The 17,369-nt window shown below is 71.3% G+C and carries 14 protein-coding genes and 2 pseudogenes; 7 read left to right on the top strand and 9 right to left on the bottom strand.

The genetic code is table 11. The features are described from left to right. Positions 1-218: 218 nt before the first annotated feature. Together ACH4S8_RS05885 and ACH4S8_RS05890 are read right to left on the bottom strand one after the other, a co-directional pair. Positions 219-422, bottom strand: a complete 204-nt coding sequence (locus tag ACH4S8_RS05885) for a cold-shock protein (RefSeq protein ID WP_037623149.1) — start codon at positions 420-422, stop codon at positions 219-221. A 145-nt stretch (positions 423-567) separates the two neighbouring features. Beyond that, positions 568-1,311: an MBL fold metallo-hydrolase gene (locus tag ACH4S8_RS05890; protein ID WP_398391280.1), complete on the bottom strand. Its 744-nt coding sequence runs from the start codon at positions 1,309-1,311 to the stop codon at positions 568-570. Between the two features lie 168 nt (positions 1,312-1,479). Between ACH4S8_RS05890 and ACH4S8_RS05895 the strand changes: the two genes are divergently transcribed. From ACH4S8_RS05895 to ACH4S8_RS05915, 5 genes are all read left to right on the top strand, one after another. After that, entirely contained in the window at positions 1,480-1,992 is a 513-nt protein-coding gene (locus tag ACH4S8_RS05895) for a GNAT family N-acetyltransferase (protein WP_398391282.1), read from the top strand. A gap of 99 nt (positions 1,993-2,091) precedes the next feature. Further along, a complete protein-coding gene (locus ACH4S8_RS05900) occupies positions 2,092-3,804 on the top strand; it encodes a serine/threonine-protein kinase (RefSeq protein ID WP_398391284.1) in 1,713 nt (570 codons plus the stop codon). 110 nt (positions 3,805-3,914) lie between these two features. Further along, positions 3,915-5,789 carry a hypothetical protein gene (locus ACH4S8_RS05905; protein WP_398391286.1) on the top strand — a complete coding sequence of 625 codons (1,875 nt, stop codon included), beginning with the start codon at positions 3,915-3,917 and terminating at the stop codon, positions 5,787-5,789. A 415-nt stretch (positions 5,790-6,204) separates the two neighbouring features. Further along, positions 6,205-6,840, top strand: a complete 636-nt coding sequence (locus ACH4S8_RS05910) for a TetR family transcriptional regulator (protein ID WP_398391288.1) — start codon at positions 6,205-6,207, stop codon at positions 6,838-6,840. A 304-nt stretch (positions 6,841-7,144) separates the two neighbouring features. Beyond that, on the top strand, positions 7,145-7,753 hold the full coding sequence (locus tag ACH4S8_RS05915; protein WP_398391290.1) for a superoxide dismutase: 609 nt from the start codon (positions 7,145-7,147) through the stop codon (positions 7,751-7,753). Between the two features lie 90 nt (positions 7,754-7,843). On the opposite strand, the gene ACH4S8_RS05920 is transcribed toward ACH4S8_RS05915, so the two are convergent. From ACH4S8_RS05920 to ACH4S8_RS05940, 5 genes are all read right to left on the bottom strand, one after another. Then, complete coding sequence (locus ACH4S8_RS05920) at positions 7,844-9,040, bottom strand: NAD(P)/FAD-dependent oxidoreductase (RefSeq protein ID WP_398391292.1); 1,197 nt, start codon at positions 9,038-9,040, stop codon at positions 7,844-7,846. Between the two features lie 113 nt (positions 9,041-9,153). After that, positions 9,154-10,098 (bottom strand): RNA polymerase sigma factor SigJ, encoded by a 945-nt coding sequence (gene sigJ, locus ACH4S8_RS05925; protein WP_398391294.1) that lies wholly within the window; start codon positions 10,096-10,098, stop codon positions 9,154-9,156. A gap of 71 nt (positions 10,099-10,169) precedes the next feature. Continuing rightward, a complete protein-coding gene (locus tag ACH4S8_RS05930; RefSeq protein WP_398391296.1) occupies positions 10,170-10,835 on the bottom strand; it encodes a putative immunity protein in 666 nt (221 codons plus the stop codon). Between the two features lie 67 nt (positions 10,836-10,902). Then, positions 10,903-11,577: a nucleotidyltransferase domain-containing protein gene (locus tag ACH4S8_RS05935; RefSeq protein ID WP_398391298.1), complete on the bottom strand. Its 675-nt coding sequence runs from the start codon at positions 11,575-11,577 to the stop codon at positions 10,903-10,905. Positions 11,578-11,661: 84 nt separating this feature from the next. Beyond that, positions 11,662-11,850 carry a hypothetical protein gene (locus ACH4S8_RS05940; protein WP_398391300.1) on the bottom strand — a complete coding sequence of 63 codons (189 nt, stop codon included), beginning with the start codon at positions 11,848-11,850 and terminating at the stop codon, positions 11,662-11,664. Between the two features lie 1,683 nt (positions 11,851-13,533). Here ACH4S8_RS05940 and ACH4S8_RS05945 point away from each other — a divergent pair. Together ACH4S8_RS05945 and ACH4S8_RS05950 are read left to right on the top strand one after the other, a co-directional pair. Further along, entirely contained in the window at positions 13,534-14,973 is a 1,440-nt protein-coding gene (locus ACH4S8_RS05945) for a hypothetical protein (protein ID WP_398391742.1), read from the top strand. A gap of 477 nt (positions 14,974-15,450) precedes the next feature. Continuing rightward, positions 15,451-16,286: pseudogene (locus ACH4S8_RS05950) on the top strand (IS5 family transposase). Here the strand turns inward: ACH4S8_RS05950 and ACH4S8_RS05955 are convergent. Beyond that, positions 16,251-16,655, bottom strand: a complete 405-nt coding sequence (locus ACH4S8_RS05955) for a hypothetical protein (RefSeq protein ID WP_398391302.1) — start codon at positions 16,653-16,655, stop codon at positions 16,251-16,253. The pseudogene ACH4S8_RS05950 and the gene ACH4S8_RS05955 overlap by 36 nt on opposite strands. A gap of 453 nt (positions 16,656-17,108) precedes the next feature. After that, a pseudogene (locus ACH4S8_RS05960) lies at positions 17,109-17,357 on the bottom strand (transposase family protein); the annotation flags it as partial. Between the last annotated feature and the right edge of the window lie 12 nt (positions 17,358-17,369).

The following is a 17,369-nucleotide window of genomic DNA, read 5'->3' on the forward strand; positions in this document are numbered from 1 at the left end:
CGAGCCCGCGGCCTGACGCCCTGCGCCAGGAACCCGGCACGGCGGAAAGGGACTCCAAGGTGATACGGCCGGCCGAGGCGTGACGCGCTCAAGGCCATGGACCAGGCACGGTCCTCCGCCCGAGGGGCCGCCGGGCCGACTCCGCGCGGATCACCGCCCCGCAGACGGCCGACGGGGCCCCGGCTGTCGCCGGGGCCCCGTGGTTCACTCCGGGTGGGTCAGCCGCGGACGATGTTCTCCGCCTGCGGGCCCTTCTGGCCCTGGGTCACGTCGAAGGTGACCGTCTCGCCCTCGACCAGTTCCCGGTAGCCGTTGCCGGAGATGTTCGAGTAGTGGGCGAAGACGTCAGGGCCGCCACCGTCCTGCTCGATGAAACCGAAGCCCTTCTCGGAGTTGAACCACTTGACGGTGCCGCTGGCCATGCTGTTGTCCTTCGATATCGCCGAGGCAACCCCCGGCTGGTTCATGAGACGGCACCGCCCGTCACCGGACGGTACCGACGTCCGTTCTACCCCGCGAGGCGGTCGACATGACATCAACTCCGGAGTGAATTGGATCACGAATTTCCTAGAACGCGACGGCGAGACCGGCGGTCGCGACGGCCACCGGCCCGCCGTACGCCTTCCCCGCCACCGCCGCGGCGACGGCCGCGTCGGTGCCGGGCCACAGATGGGTGAGCAGCAGCCGTCCGGCGGCGGCCGCGGCCGCGTACCGGCCGGCACCGCGCGCGGTGAGCAGGTACGGGGCATCGCCCGGGTCGGGCACTTCGTACAGATACGTGGCCTCGGACAGGAAGAGATCGGCGCCGCGGGCGAGCCGGACGATGTCGGGGCTCGGTCCGGTGTCGCCGGTGTACGCGAGGGTGGTGCCGTCGGCGGTCAGCCGCAGTCCCGCGTTGGGCACGAAGTGCGGCAGCTCCCAGGTGTCGACGGCGAACGGGCCGATCCCGAACCGCTCCCCCGGCCTGAAGGGGCGCAGCGTGTACGCGGCGGCCAGCATGCCCGGCCGGTCCAACGCCAGCACGGCGTCGAGCGCCCCGTGCGGGGCGTACAACGGCATCGCGGACGAAGGAGTGTCGCCGAGAGCACGGGCCCGCAGCAGCGGGTTGAGGTCGGCGCAGTGGTCGGGGTGGCCGTGGCTGACGAGCACGGCGTCGACCTCGTCCGGGGTGACATGTCCGAGGAGCCGGGGGAAGGTCGCGTACCCGGGGTCGATCAGCAGCCGGAAACCGTCGCGCTCGACGAGATAGCCGCTGCATGCCTGTTGCACGGTCGGCCAGGCGCCGCAGCCTCCGAGAACGGTCAGTCTCATGCGGCGACCCTACTCAACCGGCCCCGCGTCAGGGGTGGTTGCCCGACCCGGCGAGGCGGCTTACCGGCCCCGCGCGCTCAGCGGTGCCGGAATCGGGCGGTCGCGGCGCGTGGCGTGCGGGGTGCGGAGCGCGGCGCCACGAAGCCGGTCGCCCTAGGGTCGTGGGCCATGACCGTACTGCGTGGCGCTTCTGTCGTCCTCCGGCCCACCGTCGAGGCCGATGTCCCCGCCCTGGCCGCCATCCGGGCCACACCGGAAGTACGTGCCCGGTGGCGGGGCGGGGACGATCTCGCGGCGGACGTCGCGGCCGATCTGCGGGACGCCGGCACCCGGTGCCTGACGGTGGAGCACCACCGCCGGATCATCGGCATGATCCAGTGGCACGCCGAGGAGGAGCCGGACTACCGGCACGCCGGCATCGACCTCTTCCTGGATCCCGCGGTGCACGGCAGGGGCCTGGGCACCGACGCCGTACGCACACTGGCCTGCCATCTCATCGACGTCCACGGCCATCACCGCCTGACCATCGACCCGGCGGCCGACAACGCCGCGGCGATCCGCTGCTACACCAAGGTCGGCTTCCGCCCGGTCGGCGTCATGCGGCGGTACGAGCGCGGCCCGGACGGCAGTTGGCACGACGGCCTTCTCATGGACCTGCTCGCCGACGAGGTGGTGCGCTGACCGCCCGGGCCGGGTTGTCCGGGCACCCACGACTGAGCTAGCGTCACATCGACGAGAATTCTCGTCGATGTGACACTATTTGTTTGTCGAGGGGGAGCCATGACACAGGCACTGCTCGCCGGGCGCTACCGGCTCAAGAACGAACTGGGCCGGGGCGGCATGGGGGTCGTGTGGCGGGCGGAGGACGAGCGGATCGGACGCACGGTGGCGCTCAAGGTGCTGCCGTCCGCGTACGGCGTGCCCGCCACGCAGGAACGGCTCGCGGCGGAGGCGAGAGCGCTGGGGCGGATATGGGACCCGCGCGTGGTGGCGGTGCTCGACTACGGGCAGGACGCGGACGGCACGGTGTTCGTCGTCATGGAACTGGTCGCCGGACACACCCTGGACCGGGCCGCGGCCGGAGCGTCGGTGCCCCTGATCCTGGACTGGGCCGCACAGATCTGCCGGGCCCTGGAGGTCACACACGCGGCCGGGCTGCTGCACCGGGACATCAAGCCCGGCAACGTGATGGTGACGCCCGGCGGAACGGTGAAGCTCCTGGACTTCGGGATCGCCCGGTTCGTCCAGGAGCCCAATCCGGCGGGCCGGCTCACCCTGGCGGGCCAGGCCGTCGGGACCCCCGCCTACATGGCGCCCGAACAGCTCGGCGCACCCGGCACGACCGACGGCAGGGCCGATCTGTACGCCCTCGGCTGCGTCCTGTACGAACTGCTGACCGGAGCGCGCCCGGAGTGCGGCGGCCTGTACGAGCGGCGGCTGCCCCTCCCGCCTTCCGCCAGCTCCGGCGAGCCGCTGCCTCCCGAGGTCGACGCGCTCATCCTCGCGCTCCTCGCTCCGGGACCGGACGACCGGCCCGCCGACGCGCGAGCGGCGCGGAGCATGGTCGGGGCCGCGATGGACGCGTGGACCCGGGCGCACGGTCCGGCCGACATCGCCCCCGACGCGGCGGCCCACACCGGGGCCGGGGTGGCCGGTTCCACCGGGGCAGCGCCGGGCGCCCCTTCCCCGTACGACGCGACCGTCCTCCTGGATGTCGGGGCTTCGTCGCCCGCCCTGAACCCGGTCCCCCGGACCCGCGTCATGCCGATGTCTGTGACCGGCCTCGACCGTGTGCGTGAACTGGCCGACTGGCAGCGCGCCCACCCGGAGGCCTGCCGGGACCCGCGGACACCCCCGGTCAGGGAACTGCGGCACCTCGTCGAGGAGATGGTCTACCTCCCGGGAGGCGTGCTGGCCGGCCTCGACCTCTCCCGTCTGAACCTGGACAGCGCGATCCTCATCCGGGCGCGGCTGGCGGGGGCGCACCTGACGCAGACTCAACTGTCCTTTGCGATGATGCCGTTCGCCGAGCTGTCCGACGCCCGTCTCGCCGGCGCCGACCTCGCGGGCACCTACCTCGGCAAGGCGAACCTGACGGGTGCGGATCTGTCGGAAGCGCAGCTGTACACGACCCATCTCACGGAAGCGAACCTGACCGGGGCCAGGCTGGCGAACGCCAACCTCATGGTCGCGGTGCTGTCCGACGCCGACCTCACCGGCGCCGATCTGCGCGGCGCGGACCTGCAGGGCGCGTCGCTCCGCGCGGCCCGGCTGACTGGAGCCGATCTCTCGGGTGCCGACCTGCGGAGTGCCGACCTCGCGGGCGCCGAACTGAGCGGGGTGCGCTGGTCCGTCGAGACGCGATGGCCCTTCCCGTCGGCCCCGCTGCGCAAGCTGTCGCACCCCTCGCAGGAGCCCGGCGGCTTCGTCCTGCCCGATCCCTGCTACGCGCGGAAACTGCGTCGCCTGCTGGACGGTGACGACGACCGGTAGGGCGTAACGACAGCTCGGCGGAGGGCTGTTGAGGGCGGGGGAAGGAAGGCGAGGCCCGTAGCCGCCGTCCGCAGGGCCCGTTGTCGGTGCCGTCCGGGATGATCGGACCCATGAACGCGATCGACTCGGCTCGGCCCTCGACTCCGCTCGTGCGGGACGCCCACGCCCTGCGCGCCACCCTGCAGGGGCTCGTCCCCGTCCCGGACGGCTGGAACGCGGGCGCCTTCGACGACATCAGGCGCATCGGGCGCTACGTCGAGGACAGCCGGACGCTCGGTCCCGGCGACCAGGACGTTCATCTGTCCCCGGAAGAGACCTGGGCGGAACGCGCGGCGAGCCGGGCGCCCGAGCGGGGCGCGGGCGAGGTCCGGCTGCCCGGTGCGGGGAGGTGGACGGAACTCGTCGGCCGTGTCGGCGCGCTCGCCCTGCGCGTGGCGTCCCCGGCGACCCGGCCGGAGCGCCGTGACGTGGCGCTCGGCTTCCTGGAGATGTGGGCGGGGACGCCGTTCGCCGATCCGGCCTACCGCTTCCGCGTGGGCCGGCTCGCCGGGACGACCTCGTTCAACGTCCGTAGCCGCCAGGGGGTTTCCTTCGGCCTCCACTTGCCGGGGGCGCGCACTTCTCTCTACTTCGAGGCCGTGGTGCCTGGCGGCGTAGGCGCGCCGCGCCCCGAGGAACCGCTGGACGTCACGGACTGCCACGTCGGCTGGGGTACTCCCGGGCAGCTGCTGCGCCTGGTGGAACTCGTCCGGGAACGCGGTCCGTTCACCTGGGACGCGGACGCCGCTGTGACGTTGAGTGAGGCGACGGGACTGAGTCGCCCCGCCGCGGCCCTCGTGCTGGCCGGCAACCCCGGTACGCACAACTACTACAAGCCCTTCCTCGATCAGCACGAGCGGGCCGTCCTTGGATTCAAGAGCGGCGAACTCGACTCCGCACAGGCTGAGTTGGCATGGCTGCTGAACAACGGGGACCGGCTCGCCCTGCTCGCCGACGTGCTGCCCGAGGACCCCGCCGACCTGTGGGAACCCGGCGGCCCTGCCCGGCTGGCGGAGCGCATCGCCGCGGCCTGGGGCGAGCGGCAGGGCGCCCACCCGGCCGCGCCGTGGAGCACCTGGCAGGCCGCGGTCGCGCTCGGCACCCGTATACCCGCGACCCACTTGTGCCGGCTCTTCCTCGACCCGGCGGGCTCCACCCAGGGACCGGACGCCTCCCCGGCGATGCGGTCCGGTCCGGCCGGGAACGGCCGTCCGCGCGCCCCGTGGGACGTCACGGGCAGTTACGAGGCCAGTGGCGTCGTGGACGCCGTCCTCGCCGGCCAGGCATGGGCGTACATGGATCTCCCTGCCGGGGACCCGGTGCGCGAGGGACTGCCCGCGGCCGTCCGCCGGCTGCGTGAGGCACCGGCCGGAGGCGACGCGCCGGACGCGCTCCTGCACACGGCGCTGGTCCGCGGCCGCGACCGGAGCCGGCGCCTGGACTGGCTGACGGACGGCACCTGCGAGCGCATCGCCGCCCGCGTCGCACCGGGCGCACTGCCCCCGGGCCGCTACGAGTCGGACCCGCGCGCCTGCGTCCCGGAGTTGGTCGCCGAAGTCGCCGAGACGCTCGGCCTCTCCGAGGACGCCGCCACTCTCTATCTCCAGATCCTGGTACTCCCCGCGCCGTCCGACCGCGGCGTGCGGCGCTGGAACGCCTGGACGCCGGCCCGGCACAAGGCGGCCTCGGCGGAACTGGTGGCCGCCGGCCTGGTGGTGGAGGACCGCAGACCTCGCGCGGGGCGCACCCTCTTCCTGCCCGGTCCGTGGGCGCACGCGAAGAAGCCCCTGCCGCCGATGGAGGTCTGGAAGGGTCCGCTGCTCGGTGCGCGTCTGAACACCTACCGGGGTGAGGTGACCGGCTTCGAGCTGCTGCCGGACACCCTGCCCGCGCTGTTCACCGAGGCGTGGCGGCTGGTGCGTGCCGGCCAGGGACCGAGGGCGTGACCGCCGGGGGCGCTCACCCGGGACGGACGAGCAGGGCCGCCGGGGTGCTCACCCGGGAGGGACGGGCCCGACCGTCGGGGCGCTCACCCGGGACAGACGGGCCCGGCCATCGGGGCGCTCACCCGGGACCACCTCAGCCATCTGACGATCACTCAGAAAGTTGACAACGGGCCCCCTTTGTCGAAGCGCACGGACAGTGGCACTCTCGTCACCAAGCGCGCTTCCGCCGACTCCCGGGCGGGACCGGCGGAAGCGCGTGGAGAAGGGTGTTGACGCCGTCGACGGCGAAAACGGGGCGCGATCCCGAGCCCCGCCCCCCGTCGCCGGCCGCCCGCCACCGACAGTCCGCCACGAACAGCCAACCGCCCGCCAGGATCACCCCCGACCCCCTTCCCTCCCATGGCACACTGCGGCCATGTCCGAAGCTCCCGCCTCCGCGACGCCGCACCTCCGGCCGGATCCTCCCCGCGTGGCCTGGCGCAAGCAGATGCGCGAGCGGGTCATCACCGAGGCCAAGTCGCTGGCCGCAGAGGACGGTTGGGACCGTGTCCGGGTGGCCGACCTCGCCCTGCGCGCCGAGGTGTCACGCCCCTCGATCTACAAGGAGTTCGGCGACCGGGCGGGCATCGGCCGCGCCCTGGTGGAGCACGAGACGGACGCGTTCCTCATCGGCCTTGCCGCCGTACTGGACGCCCATCGCGGCAACTTCACCCAGGCGCTCCAGGCCGCTGTCGCCCACGCTCTGGAGCAGGCGGAGGTCAACCCGTTCGTCGGCGCCGTACTGACCGCTACGCGCGGGGGCACCGACGGTCTGCTGCCCTTCCTGACCAGCAGACCCGAACCGGTCTTCTCCCGCACCCGGCGACTGCTCCGCGCATGGCTCGACCATACGGTCCCCGGAGCCGACGACGACCGCCGCGCTGCGGCGGCCGATCTGACCATACGCCTCACCGTCAGCCACATGCTGCTGCCCGCCCAGGACCCGGGAGCCACCCCGCCCCACATCGCACGGACGGTGTGCGCGGTCCTCGGAGTGCCGGAGCACGCCTGACGACCGGCCTACAGCCATCCCCTACGACCGTCCCCCACAGCCACGGAACGCCGGTCGGACCCCGCACACGAGCCAGCCGCGGGCAGGAGCGGGGCCGGCCGGAACCGGCTGGTGCCGGGTGAGAAGACGATCACTCTCCGGGAAGGACCCGCCGGACGGACGGAACGGCGTTCGGAACCGAAGACTGACGGGCCGGCCCCGCCAAGGACCATGTTGCTGCACTCATTTCGTTGTTGCAAGTTGCTTGCAATAAAGGTCTAGGGTGTTCCGGGAAGATCACCCACCCGGAAAGGGGACCTGCCCGATGGGCGCCTACGTGCTTCCCGACCTGCCCTACGACTACGCCGCGCTGGAACCGGCCATCACCGGCGAGATCCTGGAGCTGCACCACGCCAGACATCACGCGGCCTACGTCAAGGGCGCCAACGACACGCTCGAGCAGCTCGCCGAGCTCCGCGACCGGGACGAGATCGCGCCCGCGCCCCTGGTGGGGCTGGAGAAGACGTTCTCCTTCAACCTCTCCGGCCACGTCCTGCACTCGATCTTCTGGCAGAACCTGTCCCCCGACGGCGGCGACCGCCCCGACGGCGCCCTCGCCGACGCCATCGACGAGCACCTCGGCGGTTTCGAGCGGTTCAAGAAGCAGCTCACCGTCGCCACCGCCGGCGTCCAGGGATCGGGCTGGGGCGTGCTCGCCTGGGAACCCCTGGGCAGGCGTCTGATCGTGGAGCAGGTCTACGACCATCACGGGAACGTGGGCCTGGGCAGCACACCGCTGCTCGTCTTCGACGCCTGGGAGCACGCCTACTACCTGCAGTACAAGAACGTCCGCCCCGACTACGTCGCCAAGCTCTGGGACCTGGTCGACTGGGCCGACGTCACCGCCCGCTTCACCGAGGCGGCCGGCGTCTGAGCCAGGCGTCGGCAAGACCGCCGACGGGCCGGGGAGCCTGTCGGGGCCCGGCAGGCCGGGGAGCCCGTCGGGGCTTCCCGGCCCGAACGCTCAGGCACTCACGCCCTCCCTCGCGAGGTCCTGGACGTCCTGCCGCACCACCCGGCGGCGCCGGGACGGCAGTCCCAGCGTCGGGTTGGCGACGCCCCAGGCCGCGCCCTTGCAGATCAGCTCCTTGTAGAGCGCGGCCGTGCGGCCCGTCAGGGTGCGGTCGACCGCGCGGTCGTCGGCGGTGACGAACTGGATCAGGCCTTCGCCGCGACCCAGGGAGACGCACTGCTGGAAGTAGCGGATCGAGACGTGCGGCACCTTGGTCCCGGTGAGCCGGGCGGCGATGGCGTCGGCGGCCTGCCAGGCCATCGGGACGCCCGAGGCGCAGGACATGCGCAGGGGCTTGCCCTGGGGGCCGGTCGCGATCGCGGCGTCGCCCACGGCGTACACGTCGGGGTGGGAAACCGAGCGCATCGTCGCGTCGACCACGATCCGGCCGTGCTCCGTGGTCTCCAGGGCGGTGGCCCGGGCGACGGGGTGGACGGCGAAGCCGGTGGTCCAGACGGTGACCGCGGCGGGGACGCTCCGGCCGTCGGCCGTCTCCACGCCGTCGGCCGTCACGGCGGTGACCGCCGCGTTCTCGTGGACCTCGACGCCGAGCCGGTCGGTGACCTTGCGCAGGTGGCTGCGCCCCTTGGCCGAGAGCCAGTCGCCGAGGGCGCCGTGGGCCGCCAGGGAGACGGCGAGGTCCGGGCGGGCCTCGGCGATCTCGGTCGCGGCCTCCAGACCGGTCAGACCGCCGCCCACGACGACCACGGGCCGGCCGGCCTCCAGTGCGGCCAGGCGGTCGCGCAGGCGCCGGGCGCCCGGGCGGCTGGCCACCTCGTCGGCGTGTTCGGCGGCACCGGGGACACCCCCGTCGCTCCAGCCGCTGCCGAGGGCGTAGACCAGGGTGTCGTAGGCGAGTTCGGCCGGGCCGTCGGCGCCGGTGACGGAGACCGTCCTGCGGTCCACGTCCACGGCGGTCACGCTCGCGACCTTCAGCTCCACGCCCGTACCGGCGAACATCTCGGCGAACGGGCGGGGCTTGAGGTCCTGGCCCGTGGCGAGCTGGTGCATCCGGACGCGCTCGACGAAGTCGGGCTCGGGGTTGACGAGGGTGATGGTGACGTCCTCGCGGCGCAGCCGCTTGGCGAGGCGGCCGGCGGCGGTGGCTCCGGTGTAGCCGGCGCCGAGGACGACGATGCGGTGCTGCATGTCCGTGCTCCTGTCTGAGCGGGGTCCGCCGTTGTCCGGCGTGGTGTCGCCCCTTGAACCGGGCGGCCCCGCGTTTCCTGACAGGATTCAGATGTGACCTGCGTCACATCACCTCAGAGGATGTAGAGGGGCTCCTCGTCGTGGTCCATCGCGGCCCACCGCTCGGTCGCGCGGAGGAGCTTGTCGGGGTTGACCTGACTGCGGACCGCCACGATGCCGTCCTCGGTGACCTCCAGGCAGCTGATCCCGACGACACGGCCGTCCACGACCGCGACGACCGCGGGCCCGCCGTTGGCGGTGGTGGCGTACATGGCGGGCGCCCCGCCGACGTACTTCCGCTTCGCGTCGCTCGGCTTGAACAGGCCGCGCAGGAAGGTGGCGACCGCGATCGCGCCCTCGAACGCCTTCGCACGGGCGGGGACCTTGCCGCCGCCGTCGCCGACCGAGACCGCGTCCTGGGTGAGTAGACGGACCAGCGGTTCGGTCCGGCCGCTGGTCGCCGCGGCCAGGAACTCCTCGACGATCCGCCGGGCGGCGGCCTCGTCGACCTCGGTGCGCGCCCTGCCCTCGGCGACGTGCTTCTTGGCCCGGTGGTAGATCTGCTGGCCGGCCGCCTCGGTGATGTCCAGGATCTCGGCGATCTCCCGGTGCGGGTAGTCGAAGGCCTCCCGCAGGACGTAGACCGCCCGCTCCTTGGGCGACAGGCGCTCCAGCAGGACGAGGACGGCGTACGACACCGACTCGCGCTGTTCGGCGGTGTCGGCGGGGCCGAGCATCGTGTCCCCGGCGAGCAGTGGTTCGGGGAGCCACCGTCCCACGTACGTCTCGCGCCGCGCGCGGGCCGAAGTGAGCTGGTTGAGACAGAAGTTGGTGAGGACCTTGGTCAACCAGGCCTCGGGCACCTCGATCCGGCCGGTGTCGGCCGCCTGCCAGCGCAGGAACGTCTCCTGCACGGCGTCCTCCGCCTCGCCCGACGAGCCGAGCAGCCGGTAGGCGATGGCCTCCAGCCGGGGCCTGGCAGCCTCGAACCGGTCCACGTCACTCATGATCAGGGCCATGCAGGTGATCTTAGGCCTGTCTGACAATTCCCGTCTGCCCGGTGGGCGACGACGCGAGCTGCCCACAGACCCTAGGCCGGCTCTCCTGTGCCCTTGCGTGAACGAAGGGCGGCGTCCAGCGCCCGGGTCAGTTCACCCACACGTCCGCCGCCGGCCGGTGCCGCCGGAAAGCGTTCGAGCACGTCCACGACAGCCGGTGTCGCCCGGCGCACCGCCTGCCCGACCAGTTCATCGGCCCTGCCCGGATCGTCGCCGACGGCGAGCTCAGCCGCCCTGGCCGCGTGGGCGCCCGCTCCCAGGATGTGCTTGACCTGGGTGGCCTTGGCCAGGGGATGCAGGTAGGCGGCGCCCGCGGCGGCCATCGCCGCCCGGGCCGCCTCGCCCGCGGCCGGGGTGTCCGCGCTCTTGGCCGCCTTGAGTGCCGCCCAAGCGGTGTCGCGCAGCAGCTTGCCCCGCTCACCGCCCCCGGCGAACGCCCACGCGGCGGCGAGCGCCTCCCGAGGCCGCGTGTCGTCCGGACGATCGGCCTCGAACACCTCGAGCACGGCTTCCGCGCACGCAGCGGCGAACCCGGTGACCTCCCGGAGGTCCTGCTTGCTCAGGGCGACCTCGCCCGCGTCCCCCATGACGCCGGACGCCCCCGCGACGCTCGAATGGCCCGTGACGCTGGACGCCCCCGCCACACTCGAATCCCCGGTTGCGCTCGATTCCCCGGTCACGCTTCCCTCCTCGCTCACGCGTCCGTCCTCGGTCATCGCCCGGGCCGACGGCGCACACCGGCATGGCGGTCGTCCGCGTTCACTGTCACGTGGGCAAAGGACCTCTCGTCCCGGGTATCGCCCGGTCGCCGATCGCCGCCAGCAACGGATGCCCCGGGTGCACCCGCTCCAGCCACCCGCCGAGACGGTCCCGCCGCTCGGGACCCAGCAGGGGCAGCACACCGTCGAAGTCCCGCCGGTCCTTGGGCCGGACGGCCTTCGCCTTGAACAGCAGCACCAACTCCGTTGCCAGATAGGGAATGCCGTCCGCGGTGCGCTCGACGACCGTGCTGTACGAGAGCCGCAACGTCTCGTCGCGCCGGCAGATCCACGTCCCACCCGCGTGCGGCTCCCGGAAGACGTCGAACAGATACCGGCCGCTCGCCGGGTCCCGGAACCATGTCTGGTGCGTGGCCGCCAGTTCCTCGGCGCCCGCGTCCGCCCAGACACGCCCCCAACCCACCGCGTCGCACGCGAACTCCGGGAAGCGGTCCCGGATCTCCTCGAATCCCGCCGCGGGAATCGCGATCTCCAGGTCGCCGTGCGGCCGGGACTGCCCGCCGCGGAAGAGGCCGAGGGCCCATCCCGCAACGACGCACCAGGGCGTACGGACCCCGGACAGCCGCTCCGCGACCTGCTCCGGCCGCCAGGCGTGCGCCCACCGGGCTTCGACCGCGTCGGCATCGAGTACGGCACCGCCGGGCGGCAGGGAGTCGGTCATGTGCCCAACCTACTGCCGCGGTGCGCGGCCGCCGGAGCGCTGTCGTCAACGCCCCGGCGGGCAGAAGCTGTCGGGGTGGGCTGGTCAGGGGGCGTCGGAGACGTCGAGCCTGTTCGTCTTGATGCGCGTGGTGTCGAACTCCCAGACCACCCAGAACTTGCCCGGTGCGTACTCGTCGGCCATCGGGTAGTCGTCCCAGCCCTTGCCGTCGGGCTGGTCCGTGTTGTCGCTCGCCGGTCCGTCGGCGAAGAGCCTGGCGGCACTCCAAGCCACGCCGGGGAGTCTGGTCCTGTAGTCGAGAACACCGCGGTCGGAGGAGTCCGTTGATCGTCTAGCGTGCTGCCACCGGGATCTGTCACGTCGGGCAGCACGGCCCGGAGCGCGTTGCGGGGTCAATGACCCACAGCTTGCTGCCGTGATCTGCTGCTGACCGCGCCCGGCAGCAACGTGCTGGCGGGACCGCGCGGCGGCCGCCGTGCGGAACACTCGACTCGCCGCCCGATCCCCTGACCCGCCGCCCGGCCCGCACCTCACCCCCACACTTCCCTTTCCTGGTGTTCGGGGCGGGCCTGGGTGGCGTAGAGGGGATGTCAGCTCCCCCGACCACATGTAAGAGACCTACTGACCTGGAGTGTTGAAAAGGTCGGTCGATGGTCGATGGTCGAGGGCAGGGGATGCGGCAGGAGATAGCGCAGGAGGTGGCGCGTGAGGTGGTGCAACAACGGGAGTCATGGTCAAGCAGGAATGACCCGCCAACCCAGTAGCTTCCCGGCCAGAACACCAGAGACCGAACCCGCGTCCCGACGAGGGGCTTTGAGGACCCGACGGAGGTTCCGGCGTGTGGTTCGGGCTTCGCAAGGAAGGGGGTGGCAGCAATCCGTCCGGGTCAGACACGCTCCTGACGCGCCGACGCGGTTTGATCGGGGGCGCGTACGCAGAGGGCGCGGACGGCCTGAATGGCCTGGAGGGCCCTGAAGGCGCAGGCGGCGGGGAAGGAGCGGTGGGAGGCTCCTTCCCCGCCAAGGCCTTCCGTCGGAGTTCGGTGGCCATGGCCATCAGGCGCTTGGATTCCTTGACCACGTGCTTGGGCAGGTTCTGTGGCTTCCTGAGCTCGACCATGACGGCTTTGAAGTCGGCCGTGTGGCACCTGTCGCCGATGCTGACCCCGTCACGGTCGCGCAGGACACCGGTGATCCGGGGGTTGACATTGATCGACCGGTCTGGGATCGCATCGAGCACCTGGGGTGAATTGAGCGCGGCACGCACCGCGGCGTTCAGATTCTCGCCCGGCTCCTTCCACTCCTTCTGCGATGACATGACCACGGCATCGATCAGCGAACTCGCAACCTCTGGATGCGACTTGAGCAGGGAAGAGGCGTTGACGGTCGCCCGAGGGAAGACGTAGATGAAGTCGTTCCGCTGATGGCAACTGCTCCCCGTCTGGACTCCTTGACAGTGGCGCACGGTGATGAACCCCTGCATCGCCTTGAGATCACGGGTGATGCCGGAGTGCGGAGACCGCCTGCCAAGCGGCCCGAGATCGAGGAGGACACAGCCTGGCAGTTCGCCGACATCCTCGGCAAGACGCCGCCCATCCCGGTCACACTGGCGCCGCCGTCAGGTCAGACGCGCACATCGGTCGCTTGGACCCCAACTCCCCTGCCATCACGGACTCCACGCCACAGGGGAAGGACATCCGCGACGCGGGCGGAGACCGCTCCCAGACCCTCAAGGCCGGGTTGACACGTCCACTGATGCCGCGTCATGTTTGTTTACAGCCAGGTTGGTTGAGCGGTCGACGACTCTTCGGGTCGTTCCGGACGGGCGTGGCACACATCACCCCGGCGGGCGCCGAAACGCGAGGCGGGGCTTCACGGGTTCATGACACCCTCGCCTCTGATTACCCGTCGGTAATCCCGAGTCACCCCCCACCCCCCTCAAGGACTGAACTTGCGCATCCGCAAGCGGGCCCCGCGGGCCGTCGTGCCCGCGCTCGCCGCATCCGCCCTCTTCCTCGCCGCCGGCTGCTCCGCCAGTCCCGCGGAGCCGTCCTCCCGTGCCGACCGCGCACGTCCCGCCGCAGCCTCGGCCTCCGTCATCCAGGACGCCGGGCGGCCGCTCGCCGTCGCCGCGGCCCCCGAGGCGGCGGCCACCTCGACCGCCGTCGCCCGTCCAGGCGAGCCGGGCGGCCGGGCCCACCGGGCCGCCCTCAAGGTGGCGTCGTACGACAGCAAGACCCGAAGAGCCGTCATATCCCGTGTGGGCCAAGGTGGTTCGGACGGAAAAGGCACGCAGCCACCGTCCCCGTCCACCGGGGCCTCGGCCGAGCCGCACGGCACGGCCGTCGGCGACGTCATCGCCAGTGCCCCGGCGCCCGGCGCCCCCGACGGCCTCCTCGCCCGGGTGACCGACGTGATCGGCGAGAGCGGTGAGGGTACCGAGGTGCAGACCGCGCCGACGACCCTGGACACGCTGCTCGGTGACGACGACGCCAAGGGCTCCGTCCCCGTCGACCCGGCCTCCTTCGACGTCGAGAAACTGCTGCCGGACGTGCAGGTCTCGTGGGCGAAGGCCGGAGACGTCCACGTCGGCCCCGAGGGGGCGAAGGTTCCGCTCGGCAACCTGCGCATCGACGTCGGCGCGAAGGTGGCCACGGCGCCCGGGGCGCCTGCCTCGGCGTCGGCGTCCGTCTCCGGATTCGTGCAGGTCGCGCCGGATGTCGACTTCTCCTACGGCGGTGGCGCGGCCGACTCGGGGCCCGGCACCGCCTACCTCGGCGTCTCCGGCGACTGGGACGCACAGTGGGCGGTGAGGGGGCGCGCCGCCGCCTCCGCGCAGCCCCGGCGGGTGCCGTTCGCAAAGCTGCACGCCGACCCCGTCCTCCAGGTCGGCCCGATCCCCGTCGTGGTGAACCTCGATCTGACCTGCTACTTCCAGATCGGCGCCGACGGAGTCGTCACGCTCGACGTGGAACAGCATCTCAAGGGTGACTTCAAGGCCGGAGGTGCCTTCGGTCCCGCCCAGGGCTGGACGCCGGTCGACGAGTCGCACATGACGAGCAGTCCGGTGCGTACCTCCGTCAGTGCGGCGGGACGGGTGAAGGCGGCCCTCGGCGCGGAGGCCAGTGTCGGTCTCTACGGCGCCGTCGGTGTCACCGCCGACCTGGCCCCCTACCTGCGGGGCGAGGCCACGGGCTCGGCCGGCACCACGACCACGACGGGATCCGCGGTGAAGACGGAGGCCACTGCCACGGGCGCCTGGGCTCTCTACGGCGGTGTCGATCTGACCGGCACCCTGCGGATGCAACTGTCCGTCTTCGGCACGCCCGTGTTCCAACGCGCCATTCCGCTGGGCGCGTTGAACCGTGAGTGGAAGCTCGGAGACGGTCACGTGTAGTTCCGGCGCCCGTGCCTGTCGGTAGCGGGCGGTCATCTCCCGCGCCCCGGCAACTTGCCCGACGGGCGCGGGAGATGACTCTCGGTGGGAGACTGGTGCACCCCAACACGCGCTCTATCGTGCCTAATACTCCAGTCCAATTTCGTGATGTAGATCGTGTGTCGATGGTGCAGCCCGACTCCGCCGCTGGCGGCGCGGATGGCACGCTGGAAGAAGGTAAGTCCCCCGGCGATTCCCCGTAAGGCGCCGTACCAGTGATCGGGTCCAGGGGCTCGAACGGCGGCGTCCGGATGCGGGAACAACACCGCCAACTTCACGGCAAGTTGCTCACGAGTTTTGTCCGGGATGCGCATACGACACCAACGAGCCCCAGCCCCGAAAGCAACACCTTGATGATCGGCAGGCCCTTAGAACTCCTAACGAAATGATCTTCAAGGTGGTTGGATCACTCCGGGGCCGTTGATCTGGGGGTGCGCGGTGACTCGGCGGAAGCCGTGGGATGTCGAGGACGGGCTGTGGGCGGTGATCGAGCCGCTACTGCCGAAGGTTGAGCGTCGGTTCCGGCATCCGGGGCGGAAGCGGCATCCGGACCGGCAGGTGTTTCAGGGCATTTTGTTCGTGCTGCACACCGGGATCGCCTGGGAACACCTGCCGCAGGAGCTCGGCTTCGGTTCGGGCATGACGTGCTGGCGCCGCCTGGCCGAGTGGACCGAGGCCGGCGTGTAACCCCGCCTCCATGAAGCACTCTTGGCCAAGCTCCGGAGCGCGGACGCCCTGGACTTCTCGCGGGCGGCCGTCGACGGCTCCCACATCCGGGCGTTAAAAGGGGCCCCAAGACGGGACGAAGCCCTGTTGACCGGGGCAGGACGGGCAGCAAGCATCATCTGATAACCGATGCCACCGGCATCCCGCTCGCCGCCACCCTGACCGGCGGCAACCGCAACGACGTCACCCAGCTGATCCCCCTGCTCCAGGCCGTGCCGCCCGTGCCGGGCAAGCGCGGCCGACCTCGGCGCCGCCCCGACGTCGTGCTGGGTGACCGCGGCTACGACCACGACAAATACCGCCGCCTCGTCCGCGCGCTCGGCGTGAAGCCGCTGATCGCCCGCCGCGGCACCGAACACGGCTCCGGGCTCGGAGCCCAACGCTGGCTTATCGAGCGCGCATTCGCCCACCTGCACTGGTTCCGCCGCCTGCGGATCCGCTGGGAGATCCGCGACGACATCCACGAAGCCTTCCTCACCCTGGGATGCGCACTCATCTGCTGGCGACGCCTGTCACAGCCGGTCCGAGCCCTCGCCCTCCCGGAGTAGCCATTCCCGGACCGAAGGAGCACGGTCAATGAGCTGGCTGACCTGCATGCCTTCTTCGCGTGAGGTCACCTTCGGCAGCGGGGTGAAGTCGTCCGGAAGCACGTCCAGCAGACTCCTCACGCGGTCTCCCGCGCGCAGAGTGATCAACAGCTCGCACCGCAACTGACGTGGAACGTCCGGGCGGTGGGACAGGCTGTGCCACAAGGCCGGCCACAAGTAGTGGGTACCGTCGGGCGCCGCATTCGCCTGCACCCAAACCGGGTCCAACCGCTGGCTCAGGCCGAGTTCACACGCCCGCCCCTCCAGCCTGAACAGCAAGGCCGAATCGACGGCTTTCAGCTCGCGAGGCAGCGGTTGATCGAAGTCCATCGCCCCATGCTGCCCGACGGCACCCCACAACGAGGAGCCGACCCCAAAGTGTCATTCCGTTAGGAGTTCTTAGTCAGCCGCGTTCGCAGCCTTTGAAGCATCAACGACATCGAATCCAGGCCACCGGCGGGCAGTCGTTCAGCAAAATGCCGGACTGGACCGTCCTGGCAAATTTTCACGTTATAGCGGGCTACACAGGGTCATATGAATGGCACGCTGCGATCGCTCTGCTCCATGCCGTGACGCTCGTGTTCGTCTGCCGCCCGGTGCGACCGCAGATAGCGCGGGCGTCTGTCGACCCGCAAAAATTCTTGATCGAACGAGGCGGGTGAACGAGGACCTGGCTCGGGCCGCTCGCGATGGGAGCATTCACATCACGCACTCGTGGGATTTATTGACGATCGCCGAACAGACACTCATGCGTCGTGCCTTCTCTGGGACCTCCCACCCGACGATGGCGAGGTTGTGCATGGTGACGACGGCCTGGACGGCGTCGTGGAGGCCGTCTCCCTTCTGACGGCAGTCGCGGAAGATCTTCCAGTTCTTCATGCGGGCGAAGGTGTGCTCGACGCGGGCTCCCACGCGTCGGTGTTCGGCTCGCCCGCCTCCTGCCCGCGCAGGAGGCGGGCGTCCGGTTCACTTGCGGTGCGGGACGATCAGCCCGGTGACCAGGTAGGCGCCGTCCGCGATCACCGTCGGCCCGGCTCCGCTGCG

The sequence above is a fragment of the Streptomyces sp. NPDC021080 genome, assembly GCF_044333225.1.
Classification (GTDB): Bacteria; Actinomycetota; Actinomycetes; order Streptomycetales; family Streptomycetaceae; genus Streptomyces.